The organism is Trinickia sp., assembly GCF_051953405.1.
GTDB lineage: Bacteria > Pseudomonadota > Gammaproteobacteria > Burkholderiales > Burkholderiaceae > Trinickia.
In genome coordinates this window covers 21,469-43,580 of record NZ_JBQCIV010000123.1, presented here as the reverse complement: position 1 = coordinate 43,580, position 22,112 = coordinate 21,469, and the positions used below count along the sequence as shown (strand labels likewise).

Annotated in this window: 19 protein-coding genes and 3 pseudogenes; 12 read left to right on the top strand and 10 right to left on the bottom strand. The window is 64.8% G+C overall.

Going from position 1 to position 22,112, the window contains the following annotated elements; genetic code table 11:
- Window positions 1-112 precede the first annotated feature (112 nt).
- The gene (locus ACTHN9_RS21595) at window positions 113-310 is read right to left on the bottom strand and encodes a hypothetical protein (protein WP_440538813.1); all 198 of its coding nucleotides are present in this window, start codon (window positions 308-310) and stop codon (window positions 113-115) included.
- A 368-nt stretch (window positions 311-678) separates the two neighbouring features.
- Between ACTHN9_RS21595 and ACTHN9_RS21590 the strand changes: the two genes are divergently transcribed.
- Complete coding sequence (locus tag ACTHN9_RS21590) at window positions 679-1,161, top strand: hypothetical protein (protein WP_440538812.1); 483 nt, start codon at window positions 679-681, stop codon at window positions 1,159-1,161.
- 85 nt (window positions 1,162-1,246) lie between these two features.
- Window positions 1,247-2,305, top strand: a complete 1,059-nt coding sequence (locus tag ACTHN9_RS21585; RefSeq protein ID WP_440538811.1) for a DUF1963 domain-containing protein — start codon at window positions 1,247-1,249, stop codon at window positions 2,303-2,305.
- A gap of 103 nt (window positions 2,306-2,408) precedes the next feature.
- Here ACTHN9_RS21585 and ACTHN9_RS21580 read toward each other — a convergent pair whose 3' ends face one another.
- On the bottom strand, window positions 2,409-2,930 hold the full coding sequence (locus tag ACTHN9_RS21580) for a hypothetical protein (protein WP_440538810.1): 522 nt from the start codon (window positions 2,928-2,930) through the stop codon (window positions 2,409-2,411).
- 175 nt (window positions 2,931-3,105) lie between these two features.
- Between ACTHN9_RS21580 and ACTHN9_RS21575 the strand changes: the two genes are divergently transcribed.
- Both ACTHN9_RS21575 and ACTHN9_RS21570 read left to right on the top strand, forming a co-directional pair.
- Window positions 3,106-3,699 (top strand): putative colanic acid biosynthesis acetyltransferase, encoded by a 594-nt coding sequence (locus ACTHN9_RS21575; RefSeq protein ID WP_440538809.1) that lies wholly within the window; start codon window positions 3,106-3,108, stop codon window positions 3,697-3,699.
- A gap of 159 nt (window positions 3,700-3,858) precedes the next feature.
- Entirely contained in the window at window positions 3,859-5,574 is a 1,716-nt protein-coding gene (locus tag ACTHN9_RS21570) for an FAD-dependent oxidoreductase (RefSeq protein WP_440538808.1), read from the top strand.
- A gap of 12 nt (window positions 5,575-5,586) precedes the next feature.
- Here ACTHN9_RS21570 and ACTHN9_RS21565 read toward each other — a convergent pair.
- Together ACTHN9_RS21565 and ACTHN9_RS21560 are read right to left on the bottom strand one after the other, a co-directional pair.
- Window positions 5,587-6,603: pseudogene (locus tag ACTHN9_RS21565) on the bottom strand (glycosyltransferase); the annotation flags it as partial.
- Window positions 6,604-6,613: 10 nt separating this feature from the next.
- Window positions 6,614-7,903, bottom strand: a complete 1,290-nt coding sequence (locus ACTHN9_RS21560) for a hypothetical protein (protein WP_440538818.1) — start codon at window positions 7,901-7,903, stop codon at window positions 6,614-6,616.
- 468 nt (window positions 7,904-8,371) lie between these two features.
- Between ACTHN9_RS21560 and ACTHN9_RS21555 the strand changes: the two are divergent.
- Window positions 8,372-9,475: pseudogene (locus ACTHN9_RS21555) on the top strand (acyltransferase family protein); the annotation flags it as partial.
- Between the two features lie 11 nt (window positions 9,476-9,486).
- Here the strand turns inward: ACTHN9_RS21555 and ACTHN9_RS21550 are convergent.
- Complete coding sequence (locus tag ACTHN9_RS21550; protein WP_440538807.1) at window positions 9,487-10,737, bottom strand: glycosyltransferase; 1,251 nt, start codon at window positions 10,735-10,737, stop codon at window positions 9,487-9,489.
- A 265-nt stretch (window positions 10,738-11,002) separates the two neighbouring features.
- Between ACTHN9_RS21550 and ACTHN9_RS21545 the strand changes: the two genes are divergently transcribed.
- Both ACTHN9_RS21545 and ACTHN9_RS21540 read left to right on the top strand, forming a co-directional pair.
- Window positions 11,003-12,244, top strand: a complete 1,242-nt coding sequence (locus ACTHN9_RS21545) for an oligosaccharide flippase family protein (protein ID WP_440538817.1) — start codon at window positions 11,003-11,005, stop codon at window positions 12,242-12,244.
- Window positions 12,245-12,894: 650 nt separating this feature from the next.
- Complete coding sequence (locus ACTHN9_RS21540; protein ID WP_440538816.1) at window positions 12,895-14,634, top strand: S10 family peptidase; 1,740 nt, start codon at window positions 12,895-12,897, stop codon at window positions 14,632-14,634.
- A 90-nt stretch (window positions 14,635-14,724) separates the two neighbouring features.
- Here the strand turns inward: ACTHN9_RS21540 and ACTHN9_RS21535 are convergent, their stop codons facing one another.
- Window positions 14,725-15,513: a sulfite exporter TauE/SafE family protein gene (locus ACTHN9_RS21535; protein WP_440538806.1), complete on the bottom strand. Its 789-nt coding sequence runs from the start codon at window positions 15,511-15,513 to the stop codon at window positions 14,725-14,727.
- A 394-nt stretch (window positions 15,514-15,907) separates the two neighbouring features.
- Between ACTHN9_RS21535 and ACTHN9_RS21530 the strand changes: the two genes are divergently transcribed.
- On the top strand, window positions 15,908-17,038 hold the full coding sequence (locus tag ACTHN9_RS21530; protein ID WP_440538815.1) for a glycosyltransferase family 4 protein: 1,131 nt from the start codon (window positions 15,908-15,910) through the stop codon (window positions 17,036-17,038).
- A gap of 3 nt (window positions 17,039-17,041) precedes the next feature.
- On the opposite strand, the gene ACTHN9_RS21525 is transcribed toward ACTHN9_RS21530, so the two are convergent.
- Together ACTHN9_RS21525 and ACTHN9_RS21520 are read right to left on the bottom strand one after the other, a co-directional pair.
- A complete protein-coding gene (locus ACTHN9_RS21525) occupies window positions 17,042-18,517 on the bottom strand; it encodes a sodium:solute symporter family protein (protein WP_440538805.1) in 1,476 nt (491 codons plus the stop codon).
- Complete coding sequence (locus ACTHN9_RS21520) at window positions 18,514-18,729, bottom strand: DUF3311 domain-containing protein (protein WP_440538804.1); 216 nt, start codon at window positions 18,727-18,729, stop codon at window positions 18,514-18,516. Before ACTHN9_RS21520 ends, ACTHN9_RS21525 begins: the two co-directional genes overlap by 4 nt.
- A 465-nt stretch (window positions 18,730-19,194) precedes the next feature.
- Here ACTHN9_RS21520 and ACTHN9_RS21515 point away from each other — a divergent pair, with 465 nt between their 5' ends.
- Genes ACTHN9_RS21515 through ACTHN9_RS21505 form a run of 3 tightly spaced genes read left to right on the top strand, consistent with a single transcriptional unit; the run spans window position 19,195 to window position 20,812 of the window.
- The gene (locus ACTHN9_RS21515; RefSeq protein ID WP_440538803.1) at window positions 19,195-19,824 is read left to right on the top strand and encodes an RNA polymerase sigma factor; all 630 of its coding nucleotides are present in this window, start codon (window positions 19,195-19,197) and stop codon (window positions 19,822-19,824) included.
- A 26-nt stretch (window positions 19,825-19,850) separates the two neighbouring features.
- On the top strand, window positions 19,851-20,291 hold the full coding sequence (locus tag ACTHN9_RS21510; RefSeq protein WP_440538814.1) for a hypothetical protein: 441 nt from the start codon (window positions 19,851-19,853) through the stop codon (window positions 20,289-20,291).
- Complete coding sequence (locus ACTHN9_RS21505) at window positions 20,288-20,812, top strand: periplasmic heavy metal sensor (protein WP_440538802.1); 525 nt, start codon at window positions 20,288-20,290, stop codon at window positions 20,810-20,812. Before ACTHN9_RS21510 ends, ACTHN9_RS21505 begins: the two co-directional genes overlap by 4 nt.
- 32 nt (window positions 20,813-20,844) lie before the next feature.
- Here ACTHN9_RS21505 and ACTHN9_RS21500 read toward each other — a convergent pair whose 3' ends face one another.
- Complete coding sequence (locus tag ACTHN9_RS21500) at window positions 20,845-21,330, bottom strand: aminoacyl-tRNA deacylase (RefSeq protein WP_440538801.1); 486 nt, start codon at window positions 21,328-21,330, stop codon at window positions 20,845-20,847.
- Between the two features lie 236 nt (window positions 21,331-21,566).
- Between ACTHN9_RS21500 and ACTHN9_RS21495 the strand changes: the two genes are divergently transcribed.
- On the top strand, window positions 21,567-21,941 hold the full coding sequence (locus ACTHN9_RS21495) for a YbjQ family protein (protein ID WP_440538800.1): 375 nt from the start codon (window positions 21,567-21,569) through the stop codon (window positions 21,939-21,941).
- 7 nt (window positions 21,942-21,948) lie between these two features.
- Here ACTHN9_RS21495 and ACTHN9_RS21490 read toward each other — a convergent pair.
- Window positions 21,949-22,104 (bottom strand): annotated as a pseudogene (locus ACTHN9_RS21490) (VapC toxin family PIN domain ribonuclease); the annotation flags it as partial.
- Window positions 22,105-22,112: the final 8 nt, after the last annotated feature.

The following is a 22,112-nucleotide window of genomic DNA, read 5'->3' as shown; positions in this document are numbered from 1 at the left end:
GGACGTCGGCAGGATGCAGCTTGTAGAGCGGCGACACGAACACGTCGGTCGGTTTGGGGATTAAGACGCCCGAATCGGCCATGATGGGGTTCTTCTTTGTTCTGTTTGTGTTTTAGGTGGCTTGCGCGATGAAAGGCTCGTCGGCGCGATGGGTCACAGCGATCTCGGTATCGTGACCAACGCGCGGCCGTTTTGCATCGGCTGCTGCGCGTTCCATTGCGTAAAGCCGCGGACTCTCAGGCGCAATCCGGTTCGATGGAATCGGATTACCGATTGCGCTGCCACCGTACGATGTCGCGTCGTAGAGCATCGTGGCCCTCATCTCGCCTTTCCATTTATTGCAAGCTTGTTCTTTTAACGCAAAGGCGAGATTCTAATCGATGGTTGCCGAGCGGCAAATCGGTGCATCGAAAAACAACTTCGTTTTCGTGCAACGACCGGACACAACGATTTGCGTGAGGCAAAAAATTCCGCGATCTAAGATTTCCAGGATGAATGCGGCGGCATTTTTTGCCGATATCGCCGCCCCTCGGCGCGAAACTGCCTTTCGTCGGTTACCAATGGCGCCTCGTTCCTTGCAGGAGCGATTCCCATTCGAACGGCGTTCGTTGGGCGGTGGCGGATATCGTTGATTGATAAAATCGCGCGGATCGCGTGCCGAGGGTATGAAAAGACAAAATGACGATGACGATACAAACTGCAGAGTTCACGAATGCGATTGGCAAACAGGCCGACACCGAAGTCGTCAAGAGCCTTTTGCGCAAGCTGGGCGTTGAACGCAGGATAACCATCGGGGTCGATGAAACCGACATCTATATCAACCATACCGATGCCGGGGTGTCATTGCTATTCGAAAGCGAAAGCTATGTGAGCGCGAAGCACCCTGTCGGCTTTCCTAGCGACGCACCGGTACTTACCGCAATCTTTCTCTACGGTCTCGACCACGATGAGTTCTCGGCATACGAGGGAGACCTTCCAGGCGGACTGCTGCTCTCCGACAGCAGGGAGCAGGCGAGGTCGAAGCTCGGTACCTCCGCAAAATTCAATGCGGATAGAAATTCGGAGTTTTGGGAATTCGCTGGCAACATTCGTTTTTTCGTTCATTATGCACAGGGCCAGGGGCTGATCCGGCTGGCCCAGTTTGGAATTTTGTGGCGATGACCGCGGATACCGCCCCTGCCTTGGGGACGGTGACGATGGCAACGAGGACGGGCTCTGACAACCGGAAACGGAAAGCGATTGAACGATGAGCAAACCCCTGCCGCGCACCCGTGACGCGCTCCTTCGCTCTCTTCGAGAGACCGATCTACCGGAGGACTGGGTGTTGCATCTCGCGGCCCACGCGCGGCCGGCCCTGCTATTGACCACCGAGCCGACCGAGCCGCGCACGGAACCCGCGGGAACGAGCCGGCTCGGCGGCGCACCCGACCTGGCCGCCGGAGCGATATGGCCGCCGTGCCCGCCCTATCCGGACGCGGCGAAGCGCAGCGCCGCGCACCGGCGCCGCGCCGAGCAACTGTTGAAGGATTCGCAGCGGCCAAAGTCGTGGATGACGCCCGAACAGGGCGAGCGGTTCAGCCAGGATGAATGGGCGCGTGCAAATGCGATGAACCAGCCATTCCCGCTAGCCTTCTTCGGGCAATTCGACCTCGCGGCGCTATCGCGGTTCGAGGGGTTCGATCCGATGTTGCCCAAAGAGGGGCGACTCCTTGTCTTCTACGATTACTGGGAGCTGCCTGAAGACTTTACGCCCGAAGCGAGTGTCGGCTGGCGAGTCATCTGGGACAACACCCCAGCCGAATCGCTGGTGCCGGCGGTCATCCCCGACACCCTCGCGGCTATCTCTTGCGACGACTGGGCCGCTATCTTTAAGCCGGCGCCCCTTTTCGCCGTACCGGTGGTGACGCCGATTCCGCCGAACGATGCGCTCTGGGACGCCTTCGATCTTAGCGACGAGGGGCTGTGCGACATCTACTGCGACTGGCTGTCGGAATTCGGCATGCCTGACGAACCAGGCGGAGAAAACCACCAGCTTGGCGGTTACCCGCGCGCGCTGCAAAACGGCTTGCAGGCGCGCAGCCAGCTTGCCGCTAACGGCATCTATTGCGGAAATAGCGAGGCTTGGCGCACCCCCGAGGCGACGGCGCTGCTTCCCGGCGCCAAATCCTGGCGGCTTCTGCTCCAAATCGGCGTCGACGCGAACGCGGGGATGCAAGGGCCCGGCGCCTTTTTCGTTGTGATGCAAGAAGAAGATCTTGCGGCTCGCCGCTTCGATCGAGCGCGGGTGACTTATCAATGCGATTAAGCCGGTCCTCCGTTCGAAGACGTGGCATTCGCCGGCAAGTAGCAGCACACGTGCTCCTATCCTATGGGCTGGCGCCGACACGGACGCCGTACTCGCGGCATCTCTACCACGGCATCCTATAGATTTGCCCCGCAGCCTTGCCGACATCGCCCGAGCCGCGATAGATCGAAAGCGCCGATTCCGTTGGCGAATGCGTGCCAGGGTCGGCTTTGTCGACCCTTAGGTTTGCCGCCGGTTCTTCGGTGTGCGCGCCCGGTCGCGTTGCTCGATGCGCGAGCGCTGGCCCAGGCCCATCGTCCTGGTTCGCCAGCGCGCCGCGCGGCACACGTTCCGTGTGCCTCAGCGCGCGTTCGTCGCTCCGTGTGGCATCGAAGGCCGCATCGTATGGATCGCCGGCGGCGGCGGGCGCACCCAGCAGCGCTTCGGGCTCTCCGCCCAGTCCTTCGAGTCGGTCCGCCTCGGCGCGCGCGGCCGCATCTCGGTCTTCCGGTGCCAATCGTTGCGCGCGCGTATCCGGTTCGCCGCGCACGTTTGCCGGCTGTTGCGCGCGAACCGTACGCGTCTCCGATACGAGCATGAAAGCGCCGAACGCGGCGACGAGGATCCATCGAGTACCGATACGCATGGGCGCCTCTCGCGCATTGACCCGCATGTCGTCCATCCTCCCGCATGAACCACCGCATGCGCCGCCAAAAGATCGTCAGTCGCCGCCACCGGAGCCTGTCGGTGCACGCAGCGCACCGAGCCGCGCCCGATAATCGTCGATGACCTCCATCCGATTGCCAGCAATACGAACCGATATGAACCACCCAATCGAACCCGTCGCGTGCGCGAGCGCTCCTCCCGTCATCGACCTGAGCCGGGCCGGCAAAGGCAATTTCGTCGCGAAACGAGGCCCGCTCGTGCAAGCGCTGTGGTTCGTCGTCGAAGCCTGCGTCATCAATAACAAACTCAACCCCAGTTCGACCTTGCGCGTCGCGCTGCTGCGGCTATTCGGCGCGAAGATCGGCAAAGGCTGCCGCTTCGTTCATCCGCTGCGCGTGAAAGCCCCTTGGAATCTCGAGGTGGGCGAGCACTGTTGGTTCGGTGTCGACGTATGGCTCTACAACCAAGCATCGATTCGCATCGGCTCGCATGTCTGTCTCTCGCAAGGCACATTCTTGACGACCGGCTCGCATGACGCGAGCAAGACCATGGATTTGCGCGTCGCGCCGATTGTCATCGAAGACGGGGTTTGGATCACTTCCCGATGCGTCGTTCAAATGGGCGTGCGCATCGGCCGCTCGGCGCTCGTCACGCCGCTCTCGGTCGTCCATCGCTCGCTCGAACCGGGCGGCGTATTCGGCGGCAATCCTTGCCGCTATCTACGCCCTCGCTTTCCCGCCGAAGGTTGAAGCGCGCTGCGTAGGCCTGGCCGTGCGTCCGATGCACGCGATGCGATTGCGCGTTCGCAAGCTCGATGCGCGTCGTTGCCGCGGTGGCGGTCGTCGCCGAACTCTTGTCGGGAAGACGCAGCCGGTTGACCTGAAGATTGAGGAAACGATGGAGCAACCATGTTTATCGATACGCGCGGCATCGACGAGGGCCGGGAGATCGAAGCGACGGTATGTATTGTCGGCGCGGGCGTGGCCGGCATCACACTCGCACTCGAACTCGATCGCTGCGGGATCGATACCTGTCTGCTCGAAAGCGGCGGGTTCAAGCCCGACGACGACACGCGCGATTTGTATCGCGGCGAGAACGTGGGCCTGCCGTATGCGTTCGCCGACGGCAGCCGCAGCCGCTACCTAGGCGGCAGCAGCACTTGCTGGGGCGGCTGGTGCCGGCCGCTCGATCCGTGGGATTTCGAGGCGCGCGACTGGGTGCCGGGCAGCGGCTGGCCTTTCGGAATCGACGAACTCGTGCCGTATTACGCGCGCACGCACGCGCTGCTCAAGCTCGGGCCGAACAACTTCGATCCGGCCTTCTGGGTGCCAGCCATCGGACGTGCCGACGTCAAGCGGATTCCCCTCGTCACGGGCAACGTGCGCGATACGATCGCGCAATTCAGTCCGCCCGCGCGCTTCGGCAAACTCTATCGCTCGGACCTCGAACGCTCGCCCCATATCCGCGTCTTCCTGTACGCGAACGTCGTGCACATCGATACCGACGTCGACGCGTCCCACGTCACGCGCGTCGAAGTCGCGACGCTGTCCGGCCGGCGCGTGACCGTCGCGGCGAAGCGTTTCGTCCTGGCCGCCGGCGGCATCGAAAACGCGCGCCTGCTGCTGGCGTCGAATCGCGTACAAGCGGCGGGTCTCGGCAACGCGCGCGACAACGTCGGCCGATACTTCATGGATCACCCGCGCATCCTGTCCGCGAGCGTGCGCTTTGCCCCCGCCTGGGCGCGCAACAAGCTCTACGACATCAAGTACCACTATCAAAACGCGGCCGTCTCCGCCTACGGGACACCCGTCTCGTCGCAGTTCGCGTTGACGCCCGCGATGCTGCGTCGAGAACGATTGCTGAACGCGCGCGTCTGGTTTTTCTCGCTCTTTCATGGCGAAGGCAGCGAAGGCGCGGAGGCGCTGATCCGCTGCAAGCAGGCATTGCTGCACAAGGATCAGCCCGGTTGGCGCTGGACCGACGATCTCGCGACGATGCTTAGGCATCCTATCGATACGGCTGGCTTCGGGTTGACGCGACTGTTGCAGCCGCGCGCGCTGATCCGCGACGTCAAGCTGCAAGCGATCGTCGAAGCGCAGCCGAATCGCGAGAGCCGCGTCACGCTCGGCGATCGGTGCGATCGCCTCGGCATGCCGCGGGTGAAAGTCGCATGGCGGCTCACCGAACTCGAGCAACGCACGTTCGATCGCGCGTTCGCATGCTTGGCGCAGGAACTGCGCGCGAGCGGCGTGGCGCAGGTGGCGCTCGATCCGCCGCTCGAGGGTCGCGCGTGGCCCGCGACGCTCGAAGGCACGTGGCATCACATGGGCACGACGCGGATGCACGATTCGGCGAGCGAAGGCGTCGTCGATCGGCATGGCAAGGTGTTCGGTATCGACAATCTGTTCGTGGCCGGGAGTTCCGTTTTCCCCACCGTGGGGGCGAATTTCCCGACGATCACGATCGTCGCGCTCGCCTTGCGCCTGTCCGAACACCTAGTGCAATCGCTCTTGCGCGAGCACGTCGAGCAATCGCCTCACATGCGCGTCGATGGTGAAGCGCGTGTCGAAGGCCATCCTTGCACGCTCGCGCATGCGGGCGGCACCCTGCGCGTCGAGCGCTAGCCAGCGGCGCAGATTGGCGATCGTGCCTTCGACGGTATCGGTCGCGACGAAACCCGCTTCGTCCGCGTCTATTTCGCGACAGATGTTGATCTTGTCGGAGATGAGGACAGGGGTTCCGCTGGCCAGCGCTTCGGTGACCGCCACGCCGAAGTTTTCTTGATGCGACGGCAGCACGAACGCATCGCTCGCGCCGAGCGCTCCCCACTTCAGCTCTCCCTGAACGAGGCCCGTCCAGGTCATTCGCTCTTCGATGCGCAGTGCGCGGGCCAGCGTGTGCAAGTCGCGAACGGTCGCCGCATCGCCGGTGCCGGCCACGACGAGATGCAATCGTGGCTCGCTTGCCGCAACCTGCGCGAACGCGCGAAGCAGGAGGTCGCACCCCTTCTTCGGATGCAGGCGCCCGAGAAAGAGGAGCACCCGCCGCGCAGCCAGCGCCGGATAGGCGCATAAGAACCCCTCGCGCAAACGTGCGAGGTCGCCCGGGGGCGAGGCCGCGCCGAATGACACGACCCGTTCGCGCGCCCGATAGAGCCAAAACGATTCGCGTGCGAGACGGCGCTCTTGCTCCGTCGTAAAGAAGACAGCGCGCGCATCGCGCAGCACGCGATACTCGCCCCAGGGCCAATAGAGCCATTTCTTCGCGTGCTTCAGCGGAAACGAGCGCTTGAACCACGGGTCGAGCATCCCATGCGTGAAGACGTAGTAGGGAATGGGCAAGCCGCGCAAGGCATGGCGTGTCGCGAGGCCGTGGTATTGCCACAGGCCGTGCACGAGAACGGCATCGAAGCGCGGGGCATGCTCGCGTAACCACATCGGCGCTCTGGGCGCGAGACCGTAAGTCCCGCGCCCCGGGCCGAGCGCTGCGACGGGCACGGGTGCGTTCGATACCGCCGCAGCGCCTGGGGCATCGAGCGTGGCGATTTCGACGTCGTGCCCGAGTCGTGCGAGCGCCAGCGAGGTCTGACGCACGCCTTCCACGGGGCCCCCGGCGGCGGGATCGAGCGTGGGCAGAACCTGCAAGAGTTTCATATCGAACGCTTTAGGCGAGTGCGTCGGCGGATTCGCGAGCCGACGCGCTCCCGCGTGCCGTGCGGGCGGGAGCGCGTGCTTCGAGCGCGGCCAATTGCGCGCGCAAGGCGATCATGAGTCCCAGCGCGATGCCGAAGATCAGCCCGGAAAATCGCGGCCCGAGGGGATTGCCCCCAATGGAGGCGGCGGGCAAGGCGGCGCTCAGCAAAATCGCGCGTCCGAGGGCAGGCAGTTGCGGGGTGTCGGGCGCATGGATCCGCCAACGCCGATAGGCGCCCGTGCAGCGCACGAGGGCACAGAGCAGCGCGAGCGGGAAGGCGACCCCGAACACTAGGCCGCCGGCGAAGAATTGATAGACCCAGAAATTATGTCCGGCGGCCCAGTCGCGCTCCGCGAAAAAGTCCTTCTTGCTGATCTGCCCGGCGAGATCGGGCAGGTAGGCGGGCGCATAGCCGTAATCGTGGCCGTAGCCTTTGCCTAGGAGCAACGACGACGGCGAGGCGACGACTTGATCGTATTGATCGCGCATTTCGGCGAGGCGCGTGATCGTGGTCGGGTCTTCGCCTGTCTGCGTGCCGGCTTTGGCGAAATCGATGCGCTGCACCCAGTGCTCGGCGACGCCGGGGAACCAAGCGGCAGCGCAGATCGCCATGGCGCCGAGCACGATCGCGGCCAGCGCTGCGCGAAGCGCGGCGCGCGCGGCATGGCGCGCGCTTGGCGCGGCCATCCACACGGCGAGCGCGAACAAGAGCCCGGTGCCGATCAGCAACGAGCGCGTGACGCTCAACAGCTCGATGACGACGGTTGCCATGAACAGTCCCAGCGTGAGCGTGCTGTAGCGCTTGGCGACGACGAACTCGTGCAGCAGCACGCCCTGCAAGCCGAGAAACGTGACCGACACGATCCGGTAGCGTACGTCTTCGAGCGGGCCCGCGATGACGAGGCCATACAAGCATGTGAACGCCAGGCTCACGCCGTTGGCCCAAAACATCGCCTTCTCGAACTGCGCCAAGCGCGCTTCTTGCCAAGGACGACAAGCGGCGGCGAACCCCAGTTGAAACAGGGCGAAGGGCAACAGCACGCGCAGGTACCGTTGCAGCTCGTTTTGCTGCACGCATTGCGTGACGACGCTCGCCGGGACCGCGAGGATCAGCGCGCCCATCGTTAGGGCGCGTAACCCGTCGTGCCCTCGCGGCCGGGGCCCGATCAGGACGAGGACGAGGCCGGCCAGCAGGACGGGCACCGTCAACGCGATTTGCGCGAAGTGGCCGTCGCCGGTTGCCGCGCCCTTGTAGTCCATCGCGAGCGGGAACACGAACAGCCAGATCCATAAATGCGCATAGGGATTGGATGCGGTTCGCCGCGTGCCCGATGCCAATCGGTACCGCGCTCGTTCGATGTCGGATCGGTTCATCTTCGTTGGCGCCGTTCGCTGACAGCCTCGGGCGCGATTCACGAGCCGACTATACCGCTCGGTTTTTGCGCCGAGCAGCGGCTTGGCGGCGCTCGACTAGCGTTCGGCGGAAGCGGACGCTAGTCGGCGACGGGCGCCGCAAACCGATGCGGCGGGGTGGGGCGCGGGCGACTGGCGTGCGCGCGGCTCACGCGGTTGTCGGCTGGCGCCGCGATATTGGCGGATACCGGCGCAGGCTGGGGCCGAAGATCGAATGGCCGAATCGCGGCGGGGGGCGCCGTAGGCGTTTCAGCGGGTATCGCAGTCGATATCTCAGTCGGTATCTCAGCGGGTACGGCAGGAGGGGAATCATCGATGATCACGAATCCGTTCGGGGGCGCGAAAGCCATCGTTCGTTCGCGGGCAGTCGAACTCGACTTTTTGCGCGGCGTCGCGATCATCGCCGTGATGGGTTATCACTTCCGCTCGGTCGATCCCGGTTCTGCGGTGGTGTCGATCGCACAGTATCCGTTCACGCATTTCGGCCGCGAAGGCGTCAACTTGTTCTTCACGTTGAGCGGTTTTCTCGTCGGCGGGCTCCTGCTCAAGCAATATGCCGAGCACGGCGAAATCGACGCGCGCCGCTTCATCGTGCGGAGAATGTTCAAGATTTGGCCGGCCTATTACGTGCTGATCGCGTTTCATGCGCTCGTGCGACGGCACCCGCTCGATAGCTTTCTCGTGCAAAACCTCACGCACTTGCAGAACTACCTGGGCACCTCGATTTCGCAAACTTGGAGTCTGGCTGTCGAGGAGCATTTCTATCTGCTTCTTCCGGCGGTACTGTTGCTGTTCGTGCGATGGCGTCTTGGCATGCGCACGATCCTCGCCACGCTCGGGCTCGTCTGCCTGACGGTGCTCGCGCTGCGCTCGATCGCCGTCGCGCACGGCCGGCTAGACGCCGCGTTCGCCTATACGCAATACCGCATCGACAGCTTGCTCGCGGGCGTGATGCTCGCCGCCGTGTACTGGATGGCGCCGGATATTTATCGCCGGCTCGCACGGCGCACGTGGCTGCTCGTCGTGCTCGTCGTCGGTTTGGTGGCTTGGCTAGGATTCGGCACGCCGCATGACGCACTCGACGAAAGCATCGGCTATACGATCCAGTCGATCGGCTTCGTCGCCCTCATCGTGCTGCTGCTCGAGCATGCCGGGACGATTCGCGACGCGCTTTGGTTTCGAGCGATTGCATGGATCGGCGTGTATTCGTATGGGATTTACCTGTGGCATTCGATCGCGCTCGCGCCGGGCGACATGCTCATTGCCAAGGCGACTTCGGCGGGGATGCCGCGCTTGATCGTCTGGGGCGGTGCGCTCGTCCTGCAGGCGACGATCGCGATCGGCGTGGGTTACGTCACGACCCGGGCGATCGAGTTCCCATTCCTGAGATTACGCAATGCGCTGTTCCCCGCGGCGCGCGAGGGGCGCGGTTATGCGTCGGACCGGGGCGACGAGGCGCCCGCTGTCGCCGCTTCGCGCAACGTGCGCTTGAACGCATCGAGCGTATTGCGTTCCAGCAGCGCGCCATGGGTGCCGGCGCTCGTGCATTCGCCGACGCGCGCCGCTTGTGCCAGCGCTTCGTCGATACCTCCGGCGATGGCCTCGGGCGAGAGTCCATCCAACACGGGCCCGAACGTGCCGTCGGCGCAGAACCAGCCGATCAATCCCTCGGATGTCGCCACGACGCGCTTGCCGAACCGGTAGGCTTGCACGAGTACACCGCTCATGCCGTAGTGGCCTTTGTAGCCGAGCCAGACTGCGTCGCAGGCGCAGAACAGATCGCACTCCAGTTCGTTCGCGATGAAACGGTCGATGACGATCGGTTCCGGCTTCAGCTTGTTGGCGTGCGCACGTAGGAACGCGCGCGTGCGTTCGTCCTGTTCGCCCGCGACGACCAGCGTCGGCGGCCGCGCCATCTGCTCGAGTGCGATGACGAGTTCGCGGATGCCTTTTCGCTCGGTAATCGATCCGTAGAGGAGCAGATGTGGCCCTTGCCCGAAGCGTAGACGCGCGCATGCCGCCACGGGATCGTCGGCCTGCGCTTCGGGACATGGGTCGGCTAAGTAGGCGATGGGGGCGCGGGCACGCGTCTTATACCCCTTCGCCGGCAATGCGCGGTCGCTCCATTCGGGCAAGGTCGGGTCGATCGAAAGTAGGGTGAGTAGCCCCGGCGTCCCGATGGCGCATCGAAAGAGTCGTGCCTTGACCGCATTGACGATCGGACGGCGGGGCGCTTCGATCCCGACCGACCGGTGGTGGAAGGTGGCGCGCATCGTAATGCCGATCCAAGGCGTGTCCCCGAACGGCGATCCGAGGAACGGCAGGGCATAGAGAAAGTAGTCGACGTACGGGGACACGACGAGTGCGATCGTCGTATGCGCCGCTATCTGGCGATACGCGTGCGCGAAATAGCGATGATGCCGCGCGTAGGAGAGGCGCTCGAGCTGCGCCGCGAACGAGCGCTCACGCGGCGGTGGCGCCACGAAGGCAATGGCTAGCCCGGGATACTTCCCGTCGACGATCGCGCGGGCCAATGGGTGGCTTTCGTTGCCCGGCACCGTCGCGATGATGCTCCTCATGCCCTCGTCGGCGTACGCCTGCGCCGCCCATTGCGCGTATCGCCAACGATGGCCCGTGAAGTCGGGTTCGATGACCAGCACGATCGACGGACGCGATTTCATTAGTCAGCCACTCCCAGCCGCCACACTAAACGACGACAAGCACTGTGTCGTCAGTTTGCGCATACGGACGTGCCGCCGCCAACAATGCCGCGCGCGTTGGCGGATCGAGCCTACGAGATGGCGCGTTTCGGCGGCGCGGCCGGGTTACTTTGTCGTTCGCCCCACGACGCCACGAGGCTGCGGCGCCGCGCGGCGAACGATGCGTTCAACCAAGCAGGTTTCGTCCAACGTGAATACATTGCGCGACAACCGAGCGCAATCGGCGATGCCGAGGCGGCTCGCCCGATGGTCGATGCGGGCGGGCTTCGCGCCGGGTGCGGCCACCTGGGTGCTGGCGCAGCAGGTCGTCGTGCGCGGCCTCGTCGCCATCAAATTCCTTGCCATCGGGCGCATGCTGGGGCCCGCGGCGATCGGCAGCGTCAGCGTGGCGCTGCTCGCCGTGGCGATGGCGGAATCGCTGTCCGACACCGGGCTCGCTCAGGCCGTCGTGCAAGGCGAGGACGCGCCGACGCGAGACGAACTCGGGGCCGTCTTGACCACGCTCGTCGTACGCGGTCTCGGGGTCGCGCTCGTGCTCGTGGCGTTGGCGCCACTCATGGCCAGCCAGTTTCATTTGGGACGGGCGCTCTTGGTGCAGATGGCCGCGGCCCTCCCGCTCGTGCGCGGCATGGCGTCGCCGACCTACTACGTCGCGCAGCGCGACCGGCAGTTTTCTCGAATCGCGGCAATCGAGATCGGTGCTGCGCTGACGGATTGCTTGGCGGGGCTCGCGTTCGCGCTTCTGAGCGCCGGAGCCTATTCGGTGCTCGTCGGCATGCTGCTCGGCGAGGCGCTCAAAAGCGCCCTGACGTGGGCAACGCTGACGCCCCGCCCGCCGCTCGCGCCGCGCTGGTCCGGCATCGGTCATTACATCGGCTTTTCGCGTTGGATTTGGGCGAGCAGCGTCGTCAACCTGATCCTCAATCAGTTCGACAAAATCGTCGTGGGCCGAATGCTCGGGCCGGCGCAGCTCGGCGCGTACCAGATGTCGTCGCGCCTGGCGCAACTGTTGCTGGCCGACGCGGCGATCGCGTTGTCGCAGTATCTCTTTCCCACGTTCGCCGCGCGTCATCGCGCCGATGCGCAAGCGGCCGCTCGTTCGGTGAAGCGATGGCTCGCGTTGGGCGCAGGCGCGGTGGTGCTCGTCGTCCTCGCTTTGCGCGCGCTGGCCGGCCCGTTGTTCGCGCTCGTGCTGGGTCCGCAATGGTGGCCCGCCGTTCCGCTATTTCGCATCTTCGTCGTCAATATGGCGCTCGGCGCGCTCATCGCGATGCTCGTAGCGTATCTGCGCGCCCGCGGCGATGCCCGCGCAGCGGCGCAGGCCTCCGCGATGCAAATGGTTGTGCTGGTCGTCGTGGTGCCGCTGGCCGTACGGCATGGGGGGGCCGTCGGCATCGCTTGGGCGATGACGGCTGGTCTCGCCACTGCCGGTCTTTGGATGTTCTATCGCGCGCTCGCTTCCAAGTAGTTTGGAGTCCTAACGGTGCCGTTGCCCGCGGAGATCGCCGGCACGCGGCGCTTGCTGTTCCCACGAGCGCCGCGCCGTGGGTTCGCGCGTCGATGCGTTTGCGCTACGAAATATCGTGGCTTCGAATGGCGTGGCCCAAGAAGAATATCCGACTCGAAATCGGCAATCAAGAATGACGGGTCGGTATATAGAAATAGAAGTTCGACTATTTATAAGCGTCATCGTCAAATTATTTTCACTTTTTTTGTTCGTTTTTTGTCGGCGAAATGTTGCGGTCTGGTCTCTGTATAGGCGTAGAGAGGGGCGCTCATGGAGTCTTGACGGAAATCGATTGATATTCATCTATTGAAACAGAACGGTTGATCTGGAAGCGAGGCTTCGATGCTTCGGGGGATCGTATTGCCCGAATAATCGACCTCGAATATGAAGACGGCATGACCCGCCGATTAAGGCGGAATCGAGCGCGTGTCGAGTCGTGAGCGGTCGGGCCGAGCGCGACCCGAATAGGCCGTGAGCGATTGCGATGCGGTGAATCCATCGGCACACGCGTCTGAAGGCGGTGGTGTCCGAGGTGCGGTCATATCAAGGCGACAATAAACATGAAGAACGAACTTAGGTGGTCGAGAAGCGATGCGGCGCCACGTGCCGCGATGCCGGGCAAGTGGGTGCCGCTTGCGGCAGCAGCCTTGGCTGCGACCTTACTGGCCGGATGCGGCGGCGGCGACGCCTCGCCGGCGGGAGGCGGCACGGCCGCCAACTCGTCGGCTGCACCGGCCGCATCGAACTCGGGTTCGGGATCGACGCCGAACGCGCAAACGCCGCCCGCCGATCAGGCATTGACGGACACGGATGTCTACGGCACCGGCCCCAACGATTCGGTGGCGGATGCCAACGAGGCCGTGGCGGTCTCGCATCACACGGTCACGATCGGCGGAAAGTCGATTTCGTACACGGCACGCGCCGGTCACTTGGCGACGATCGATGCCTCCACCTCGCAACCCAATGCGAAGATGTTCTACGTGGCCTACACCGCCGACAATCCCGACCCGAGCAAACCGCGCCCCGTTACGTTCTTCTACAACGGCGGGCCGGGTTCGTCATCGGTCTATTTGCTGCTCGGTTCGTTCGGCCCGAAGCGAATCCAGTCGTCGTTCCCCAACTTCACGCCGCCGGCCCCCTACACGCTGCTCGACAATCCCGACAGCTTGCTCGATCGCTCGGACCTCGTTTTTATCAACCCGGTCGGCACGGGCTATTCGACGGCTATCGCACCGTTCAAAAACAAGGACTTCTGGGGCGTCGATCAGGACGCGCACTCGATCGATCGGTTCATCCAGCGCTACCTGACGCTCTATAACCGCTGGAATTCGCCGAAGTTCTTGTTCGGCGAATCGTACGGCACAGCGCGCAGCGCAGTCGTTTCGTGGGTGCTGCACGAAGACGGCGTCGAGCTGAACGGCATGACGCTGCAGTCGTCGATCCTCGATTATTCGAACGCCGTCAGTGCGATCGGCTTGTTCCCGACGCTGGCCGCCGACGCGTACTACTACAAGAAGGACAGCATTTCGCCTCCGCCCACCGATTTGCCCAGCTACATGCAGCAAGTCATGAACTATGCGACGAACACGTTGATGCCGCTCGTACAGGCGCCGAATCCGGCCGACAGCGGTTTCGTCAATACGCGCTTGAACATGACGCTGCCCGTGGCGCAGCAGATGCAGCAGTATCTCGGCGTCGATCCGATCACGCTGATCCAGGAGTACGGCAACCCGGCCGGCTTCGGTAACTTCTTCGGCACGCTCGTGCCCGGAACGGCGATCGGGCAGTACGACGGGCGCGCCACGTCCATCAATACGGGTATCGGCCCGTTCATCCTGCCGAACGCGGGCGGCAACGATCCGTCGATTACGAACGTCGCCGGCGTGTACACGGTCGAATGGAACGACTATCTGCGCAATAGCTTGAAGTACACGTCGACGTCGTCGTTCGTCGATCTGAACGATCAGGTCTTCAACAATTGGGACTTCAGCCACGTCGATCCGACGGGCGCGGCGCGGGGCGGCGGCAACACGCTCTACACGGCCGGCGATCTAGCCGCGACGATGACGCTCAATCCCGACCTGAAAGTGTTCTCGGCCAACGGCTATTTCGATGCGGTCACGCCGTTCTTCCAAACGGCGCTCACGCTCGCGAGCATGCCGATCGATCCGTCGTTGCAGTCGAACATCATGACGCGCCGTTATCCGTCGGGTCACATGATCTACCTCGACAATGCGTCGCGCACGGCAATGAAGGGCGACTTGGCTAGCTTCTACGACGGCGTGATGGCGAATCGTCCGGCGCTCATGCGCGTCTTGAAGCGGCAGCAGGAGGACAAGATGCGCAACTGACGATGCGCGAGTGGGGCGCCCGGCCGGCGCAACGGCTGGGGCGCGCGGCGCGCCGGTTGCCTGTTGCTCTATGGGGCTGCGCGCCGCGTCCTAGGCCCAGGCGAGCCGTACGCCCACGAGCACGAGCACCGCGGCCAGCAGATTGCGCAGCAGTGCCTCGGGCGCACGGGCGGACAGATGGCTGCCGAGCACGATGCCCGGCAGGGAGCCGATCAGCAGCGAGAGCAGCATGGCGATATCGACCGAGCCGAGCAGCCAGTGTCCCATTCCGGCCACGAGCGTGAGCGGCACCGCATGGGCGATATCCGAACCGACGATGCGCGATGTCGCCAAGGCAGGGTAAAGCAGCAGCAAGACGGTCACGCCGATCGCACCGGCGCCCACCGAAGTGAGCGAGACGAGCGCGCCGAGCACGGCGCCCGTCAATATCGTCAGCGAGGCGGTGCGCGCGGGGCCGGTGCTGCGCGGCGTGCGCGCCGCGAGTGCGGCGAGCTTGGGACGGAAGATGAGCGCGATCGAGGTGACCAGCAGTGCGATGCCGAGCACGTGCTGGATCAACGACATCGCCGCCGGCGAATGTAGGCCGTAACGCTGCAATAGCCACAGGGTGAGTGCGGCGGCGGGCACGCTGCCGCAGGCGAGCCGGCCAGTCACGCGCCAATCGATCGAGCCCTTTAGCCCGTGTACGAGCGTGCCCGTCGCTTTGGTGACGGCGGCATAGAGCAAATCGGTGCCGACGGCCGTGGCCGGGTGCACACCGAAGATCAGCACGAGCAGCGGCGTCATCAACGAACCGCCCCCCACACCCGTCAATCCCACGAGAACGCCGACACCGAGGCCGGAAGCGGAGTACAGCAGATTGATGTGGGGCATGAGCATCGTGCGAACCAGGTCGGCGGCGCGGCCGGAGAATAGGAGTGACGATTGTAAGCGGGGCCCCAAAGCTTCGTTAGAATCATCGGCCATATCGTTAGCACGTGGCGCGATAACGGCGGGAATGGCGGGAATGGCGGGAATGGCGCCGCCGCCGGGATGCGCGCATTCGGGCATGGGCGGCGCGCTTCGGGGTTCGCTACGGCTGCTCGCTCAACCGCGCCCCGCGCGCGCGGCGCAAGAGAGCTAGAAGATGTCGCACGCGGGCCACGGTGGGCGCGATACCGTTCGCTCGGTACCCGATCGTCGCTTCGTTCGGGTAGGGCTTCGTCGGGACGAGGCAAGGATGCCGGCCCGGTGGAGATCGGCAACCGATACGCGCAGCGCGCGCACGCCTGTCATGCGCATTCTTCAGTTGGTACTCGCACCGCGGCTGTCCGGCGCGGAAATGCTCGTCAAGGGACTGGCGATCGCCCATCGTCAGGGCGGCCATGCGGTAGGGATCGCGTCGTTGCTGCCGGCCGAAAGCGATTTCGCCGATGCGGCCCGCGAACTCGCGGCGCATCGCGTGGAGTGTCGGTTTCCGTCGCGGCGCTACGAGCACGTCGCGCGGCTCGTATTTCTGTATCGAACGATCCGGCGCTTCGCGCCCGACATCGTCTTCGCCCACACGACCATCCCCGCGCTCTATGCGCGAGCGCTGCCGCTGTCGGTGCCGATCGTTTTCGTCATGCACTCCGGCACGAACGATTTCGCGGAAAACCCCTGGCTATGGCGCGCCGAGCGTGTGTTGTCGCGCCGAGCCCGAGCGGTGATTGGCGTCTCGCAGCGCAACGTCGATCAATATGCGGCCACGATCGGATCCAAACGCGCATCGTTCGTGGTGCCGAACGGCGTCGACGTGGACCGTTTCCGCGGAAACGTCGGAAACGTCGGAAACGTCGGAAACGTCGGAAACGTCGGAAACGTCGGAAACGTCGGAAACGTCGGAAACGTCGACGCTCGCCGGGAGCAGTGCGTGGTGCAAATCGGGCGCTACATGCCGGAGAAGGGACAACTGGAAACGGTGCGGGCGTTGCACGACCTGCTCGTTCGCGAACCCGACGCACCGGTGCGTTTGCATCTGTGCGGTGTCGTCGAAGATCGCGCCTATCATGCGCGCTTGGTTTCGCTGGTCGGCACGCTGGGCATGGCCTCGAAGGTCCTGATCGACGGCCCGCGCACGGATGTGCCGGTCCTCTTGGCGCAGGCCGACGCGTTCGTCATGCCCTCGCGTTTCGAAGCGCACAGCATCGGATTTCTGGAAGCACTGGCCTCGGGCATCCCCGTGGTGGCGAACGCGATCGATGCGTTCGACTTCGCCCGCGGCTACCCGGGTGTGCAGTTGGTCGATACGACGAACGCCGAGCGCTTCGGCCGCGCGTTGACCGTCGCGCTCGGGCAGCCGCGCTCGGCGCGGCCGCTCGACGGCCTGACGCTCGACGATATCGCTGCGCGATACCTTGCGATCGCGCAGCGTGTCCTGGCGTAAGCTTTACGACGTCCGCGCTTGCGAGTGCTCGGCGGCGCGAGGTTGCGTGACGGCACTCACCACCACGAGCACGACGATGTTCAGCGCCAGCGCGACGAGCCCGATGTTCACGTCCTTGAGCTTATCGGGCAAGAACGGGAACCACTGCGCGATGCTCGCGTGAGCGAGCGTCGTATAAGCGACGACAGCCACCCCCGCGACGATCCCGGCGAACGCGCCTTGCTTGGTGACCCAGTTGCGCGCAGCCAAGCTCGTGACGACGGCCGGGAAGAGCTGCGTGACGAAGCTGTACCCCATCAACAGCAGCGCCACGATCGTTTCGCCGCCGCGCAGCGTGAAGAAGACCGCGACGAGCGCGATCACGGGCACGAGCACGCGCGCGAGCTTCGCGACGGTGGCATCGGGCGCTTGCCGGTCCACGGCGCCGCGATAGACGTCGTTGGCCAAAAGCGTCGCGGCCGCGTTCAAGATCATCGAGCCCGGCACGAGTGCCGTCAGCACGCCGGCCGCGCCGATCACGCCGACGAACCACGGATCGAACGCTTGCAGCGAAAGGTGAAAGAGCGACAAGTCGATGTTGCTGCCTTTCAGGCCCGGTACCTTCAGCGTGGCGGCGAAGCCGACGAAGAACACGAACAGCAGGATGAGCTGATAAAGCGGCAACACGGCCGCATTGCGGCGGAAGATGCGCTCGTCGCGCGCGGTGAAGATCGAACCGAACGTATGCGGCCACATGAAGAAGCCGAGCGAGGTGAGCAGCACCGTGGATTGGAACCAGGCGACGCTCGAACCCTTTGCCGGGAACGTGAGGAAGCCGGGCTTGGCGGTGTCGATCGCATGGAACATCGACGAAAAGCCGCCATAGAAATGGATCGGCAGGTACACGCCGAGGAAGATGACGATCGCGAGAATCATCAGGTCTTTCAGGACCGAATTCCACGCGGATCCGCGCACGCCGGAGACCGTCACATAGGCCGTGACGACGATCGCGCCGATCCAGATTGCCGCCGTCGGCGAGATCGCGCCGTAAGACGCCGTCGAGACGATGATGCCGAGCCCCTTGAACTGCAAGACGAGGTAGGGCACGAGCGCGACGACATCGACAACGGCGACGAGTACGCCGAGCGAGGGGCTGGCATACTTGCTCGCGAGAAAGTGCGGCTGGGAGACGAGGCGATGCGATTTCGCGTAGCGCCAGATCGGCGGCAGCAGCCAATACGAGAGGATGTAGGCGAGCGTGGCGTACGAAAGGATGTAGTAAGCGGCGGCGCCCTTACCGTAGGCGAAGCCGCTGCCGCCGAGGAACGTGAACGTGGTATAGATTTCGCCGGCCATCAACAGAAAGACGAAGGCGGTGCCGAAGCTGCGGCCGCCGACGGACCACTGCTCGAGGTTCATGTCGTGACCGCGGCGGGCGCGTACGCCGAGCCCGAGCGCGACAAGTGTGATGGCGGCGATGATGAGAAGCGCACTGCTCATGACCGTGCCTCCTCGGCGCTTTGGCCGGACGTGCGATTGATCGGATCCAGCAGATAGACGAGCCCCATGATCACCGCACTCATGACGACCCAAAACACGATCCAAGCAAGCACGAGCGGCATGCCGAGCACCAGCGGCTCGACACGGTTGACGAATGGGACGCCGAGCAAGATGCCGATGAACGGCAGCGCGGCGAGTAACCGAAGAACCATGAAAATCACTCCTGTCAACGAAACACCGGGTCTCCCCTAGTTTTGCTCGCGGCCCCTTCCGGGGCTTGCGCGGCGCTAGTTTTCGGGGTGCTCGGAACGAAGGATGGTGCGGGCAAACGACGGTCTAGCGCTCTGACTCTATGCCGTTTCCAATTGCGCCGTAAACCATTTCAAAAAAATGTGCGATGAATAGGGCGCATGTTGCGATAGCCTGGCGTGACGGTGTGCGACGGGTTTTGCCGCCGCCGTCCGTTTAAGGGTGGAGCGGGGCGGGCGTGGGTGAGCGGCCGGCGTCGACAGGCCGAATCCGAATGAGTGGACAGGGGCGATGACAACGGGAATTCGTAGACATGCGAGCGGGGCAGCAACGGTTGCGGTTGCGGCCACGCTCGTGCGGCGCTGCGGCATCGGATCGGCGGCTGCGCGCACGGCCGGCCGGCTCGTCCATGATGGGGACGGCAAGCGTTGAGCGAGCGCGATCCCGATGCCGAACTCGTCGAGCGCGTCGCGCGTAACGATGCCTCGGCGGTCCGCCAACTGGTGGCGCGCAAACTGCCGCGCCTGCTTGCGCTGGCCGCTCGCATGCTCGGCGATCGGATGGAGGCCGAAGACGTGGCGCAAGAGACGTTCGTGCGCGTATGGAAGCAAGCGCCGCATTGGCGCGAGGGCGAGGCGCGCTTCGACACATGGCTGCATCGCGTCGCGATGAACCTGTGTTACGACCGGTTGCGCATGCGGCGCGAGACGCCCGACGATACAGCGGCCGATGCGCTCGCCGACGAAGGCGAGCTGGAACGGACGGGCAGCCCCGAGGCGGCGCTCGAGGCGCGTCAGCATGGCGCGCGCGTGCGCGAGGCGCTGGCGGCGTTGCCGGCGCGCCAGCGCGAAGCGCTTGTGCTGACCTACTACCAGGAGCTGTCGAATGCGCAGGCGGCGAGCCTGATGGGCTTGAGTGTCGATGCACTCGAAAGCTTGCTCGTGCGGGCGCGGCGCAGCGTGCGCGCTCGGTTGGCCGAAGACGCGTCGTCGCCGGCGACGGCGGGCGAGCGCAGCGCACGCGCAACCGAAACGGCTCCCGCACCGCGGAAACGATGACTTGCAAGGATCGATCGATGACGACGATGACTCCCGAACGCTTCGCCCAGATCGTCGACGCCTACGGCGCCGACCCGCGCCGCTGGCCCGACGCGGAACGCGCCGCGGCGCGCGCGTTCGCGCAAGCGCATCCGAGCGAGGCGCAGCCTAGGCTTTCGGCCGCCGCCATGCTCGATGCGTGTCTGGCGGCCGATGCCGTCCAGCCGGCGAGCCATTCGCTGCAGCGCCGCATCGTTGCGTCGGCAGGCGCGCCGGGTCGCCGTCCCCCGCGTGGCGCGCGTGCGCTCCGGTGGTGGCTGCCGGGGGCGGCGCTCGCGGGCGCCGGTGTGGCGGGCCTAGTGGCGGGGGCGCTCGCGATGTCGTGGCTGTCGGTCTCGGCCGAGCCGACTAACGCGTTGCACGAGCCTTCCTATCTGTCGACGGCATTCGGATTCGATGCGGCTGGCGCGGACGGGAGCATCGAATGACGACGCGCACAATCAAGGCGTTGTGCATCGGCTCCGTGGTGCTCAACGTATTTCTCGTCGGCGCGATCGTCGGCGGCACCTATCGCTGGTTCACGTCAGAGCGATTGTCGCCGGCTGTTTCGCCGCGGGCGGGCGCCGGGGTGCCGCAGGCGTTGCGCTACGCGGCGCAGGATCTTTCGCCCGAACGCCAGCGTCAGTTCGTCGATGCGTTGAAAGCGGCACGCCGCGATGCGCGACCGCTCGCGCAGCAGGCGCGCGACGGGCGGCGCGAGGTTTTGCGGCTCGTGGCCGCGCCGCAGTTCGACCGGCAGGCGCTAGAGGGAGCCTTGGCCAGCACGCGCGACGCCGACCGTGCGCTGCGCGTGCGCATCGAGACGGCCGTCGCCGATTTTGTCGCGAGCTTGACCCCGGCCGAGCGCGTCGCGTTCGCGCAGGGGTTGAAGCTGCGCGGGCAATGGCGTGAGCCGAAGCCGCCCGCGCAACCGCCGCGCGCGCCGGACGGGACGTCGGACGCGCGTTGACCGGCAAGGCGGCTAGCCTGCCGAATACCGCGCTACATCGAGATGCCTTGCATCCGATGGGCGAAGCGCGCCCGTTCGGCGCGATCCATCAACGCGAGGAATTGATCGACCTGCATCCGGATCAATTCTTCGTGGTCGCCGGCTTCGAAATAGACCTCGGGCTGCTGCGTGAGGCTTTCGTCGAGATAGGTGAGCATGCCGTACTCGGTGCATACGGGCGGCAGCGCGCCGGGCTCGCAATCCTTGAACAGCTCGCGCATGTCCGTTTCGCTGGCGAGCGTCAGATGGCGGCCCGTCATTTCCCAGATCTCGGATAGCCTGACGGCGTGAGTCGACGGCAACACGGCCGCCACATAGCCTTTCTCGTCTTCCAGCAGAACCGTCTTGGCTAGACGTTCGCCGGGCACGTGCGCGGCCGAGGCCGTTTCGATGCTCGAGTGGCTGTAGGGGTGATGGAGGACTTCGTAGCGGCAGCCCTTATTCTGCAGGCATGCCTCGAGGGTGGCAGACATCGACATGGCGGACCTCCGTCGGAGGGAAAGAACGAATCGGCCGCGCCCGGCGTATCCGCGACGCGCGAGGGCGGCGTTCTCATAGAATAGGCTGTTTGTGGGGCTATGCCGGGAAATGTCGTGTGCCCGGTGGCGTGGCGCTGGGGCGCGTGCGGATTCGGGTACCGATCCGGGCCGCTGCTTCGGTAGACCAGACGAAGCCGAGACGAAACTGAGACGAAGACGAAAGGAAGCCACGAATCATGAACGATCCGCTCTCATCCTTGCACCGTTCGCAGCGCATTGGCCGCGAAGCCGTCACGACGGCGCTCGAGTTGCCGGGCTGCCGCATCGAGCGCTCGCTCGGTGTGGTGCGCGGCATCGTCGTGCGCTCGCGCTCGGTGATCGGGGCAGTCGGCGCGTCGCTGCAGACCTTGTTCGGGGGCAACATCACGCTTTATACGTCGCTGTGCGAACGAGCGCGGGCGGATGCGTACGAGCGCATGGTCGAGCATGCGGCCGAACTGGGCGCGAACGCGATCGTCGCGGTGCATTACGACGCGACGGAGATCGCGGCGGGGGTGACGGAAGTGCTGTGCTACGGCACCGCGGTGCAGGTGCGGCCGTCGGGGGGGTAACTCGACCCTATGCGTTAAACGGATTCAAAACGCGGGCGCCTGTGCCGGCAAAATCATCCACATTTCGCGTCACCACCGTCAGACCGTGAATCAACGCTGTCGCGGCAATTAACCTGTCCAGCGCGTGCTCCGGATGCGGTACGCGCAGGCGCCCCCAGAGTTGCCGATTTC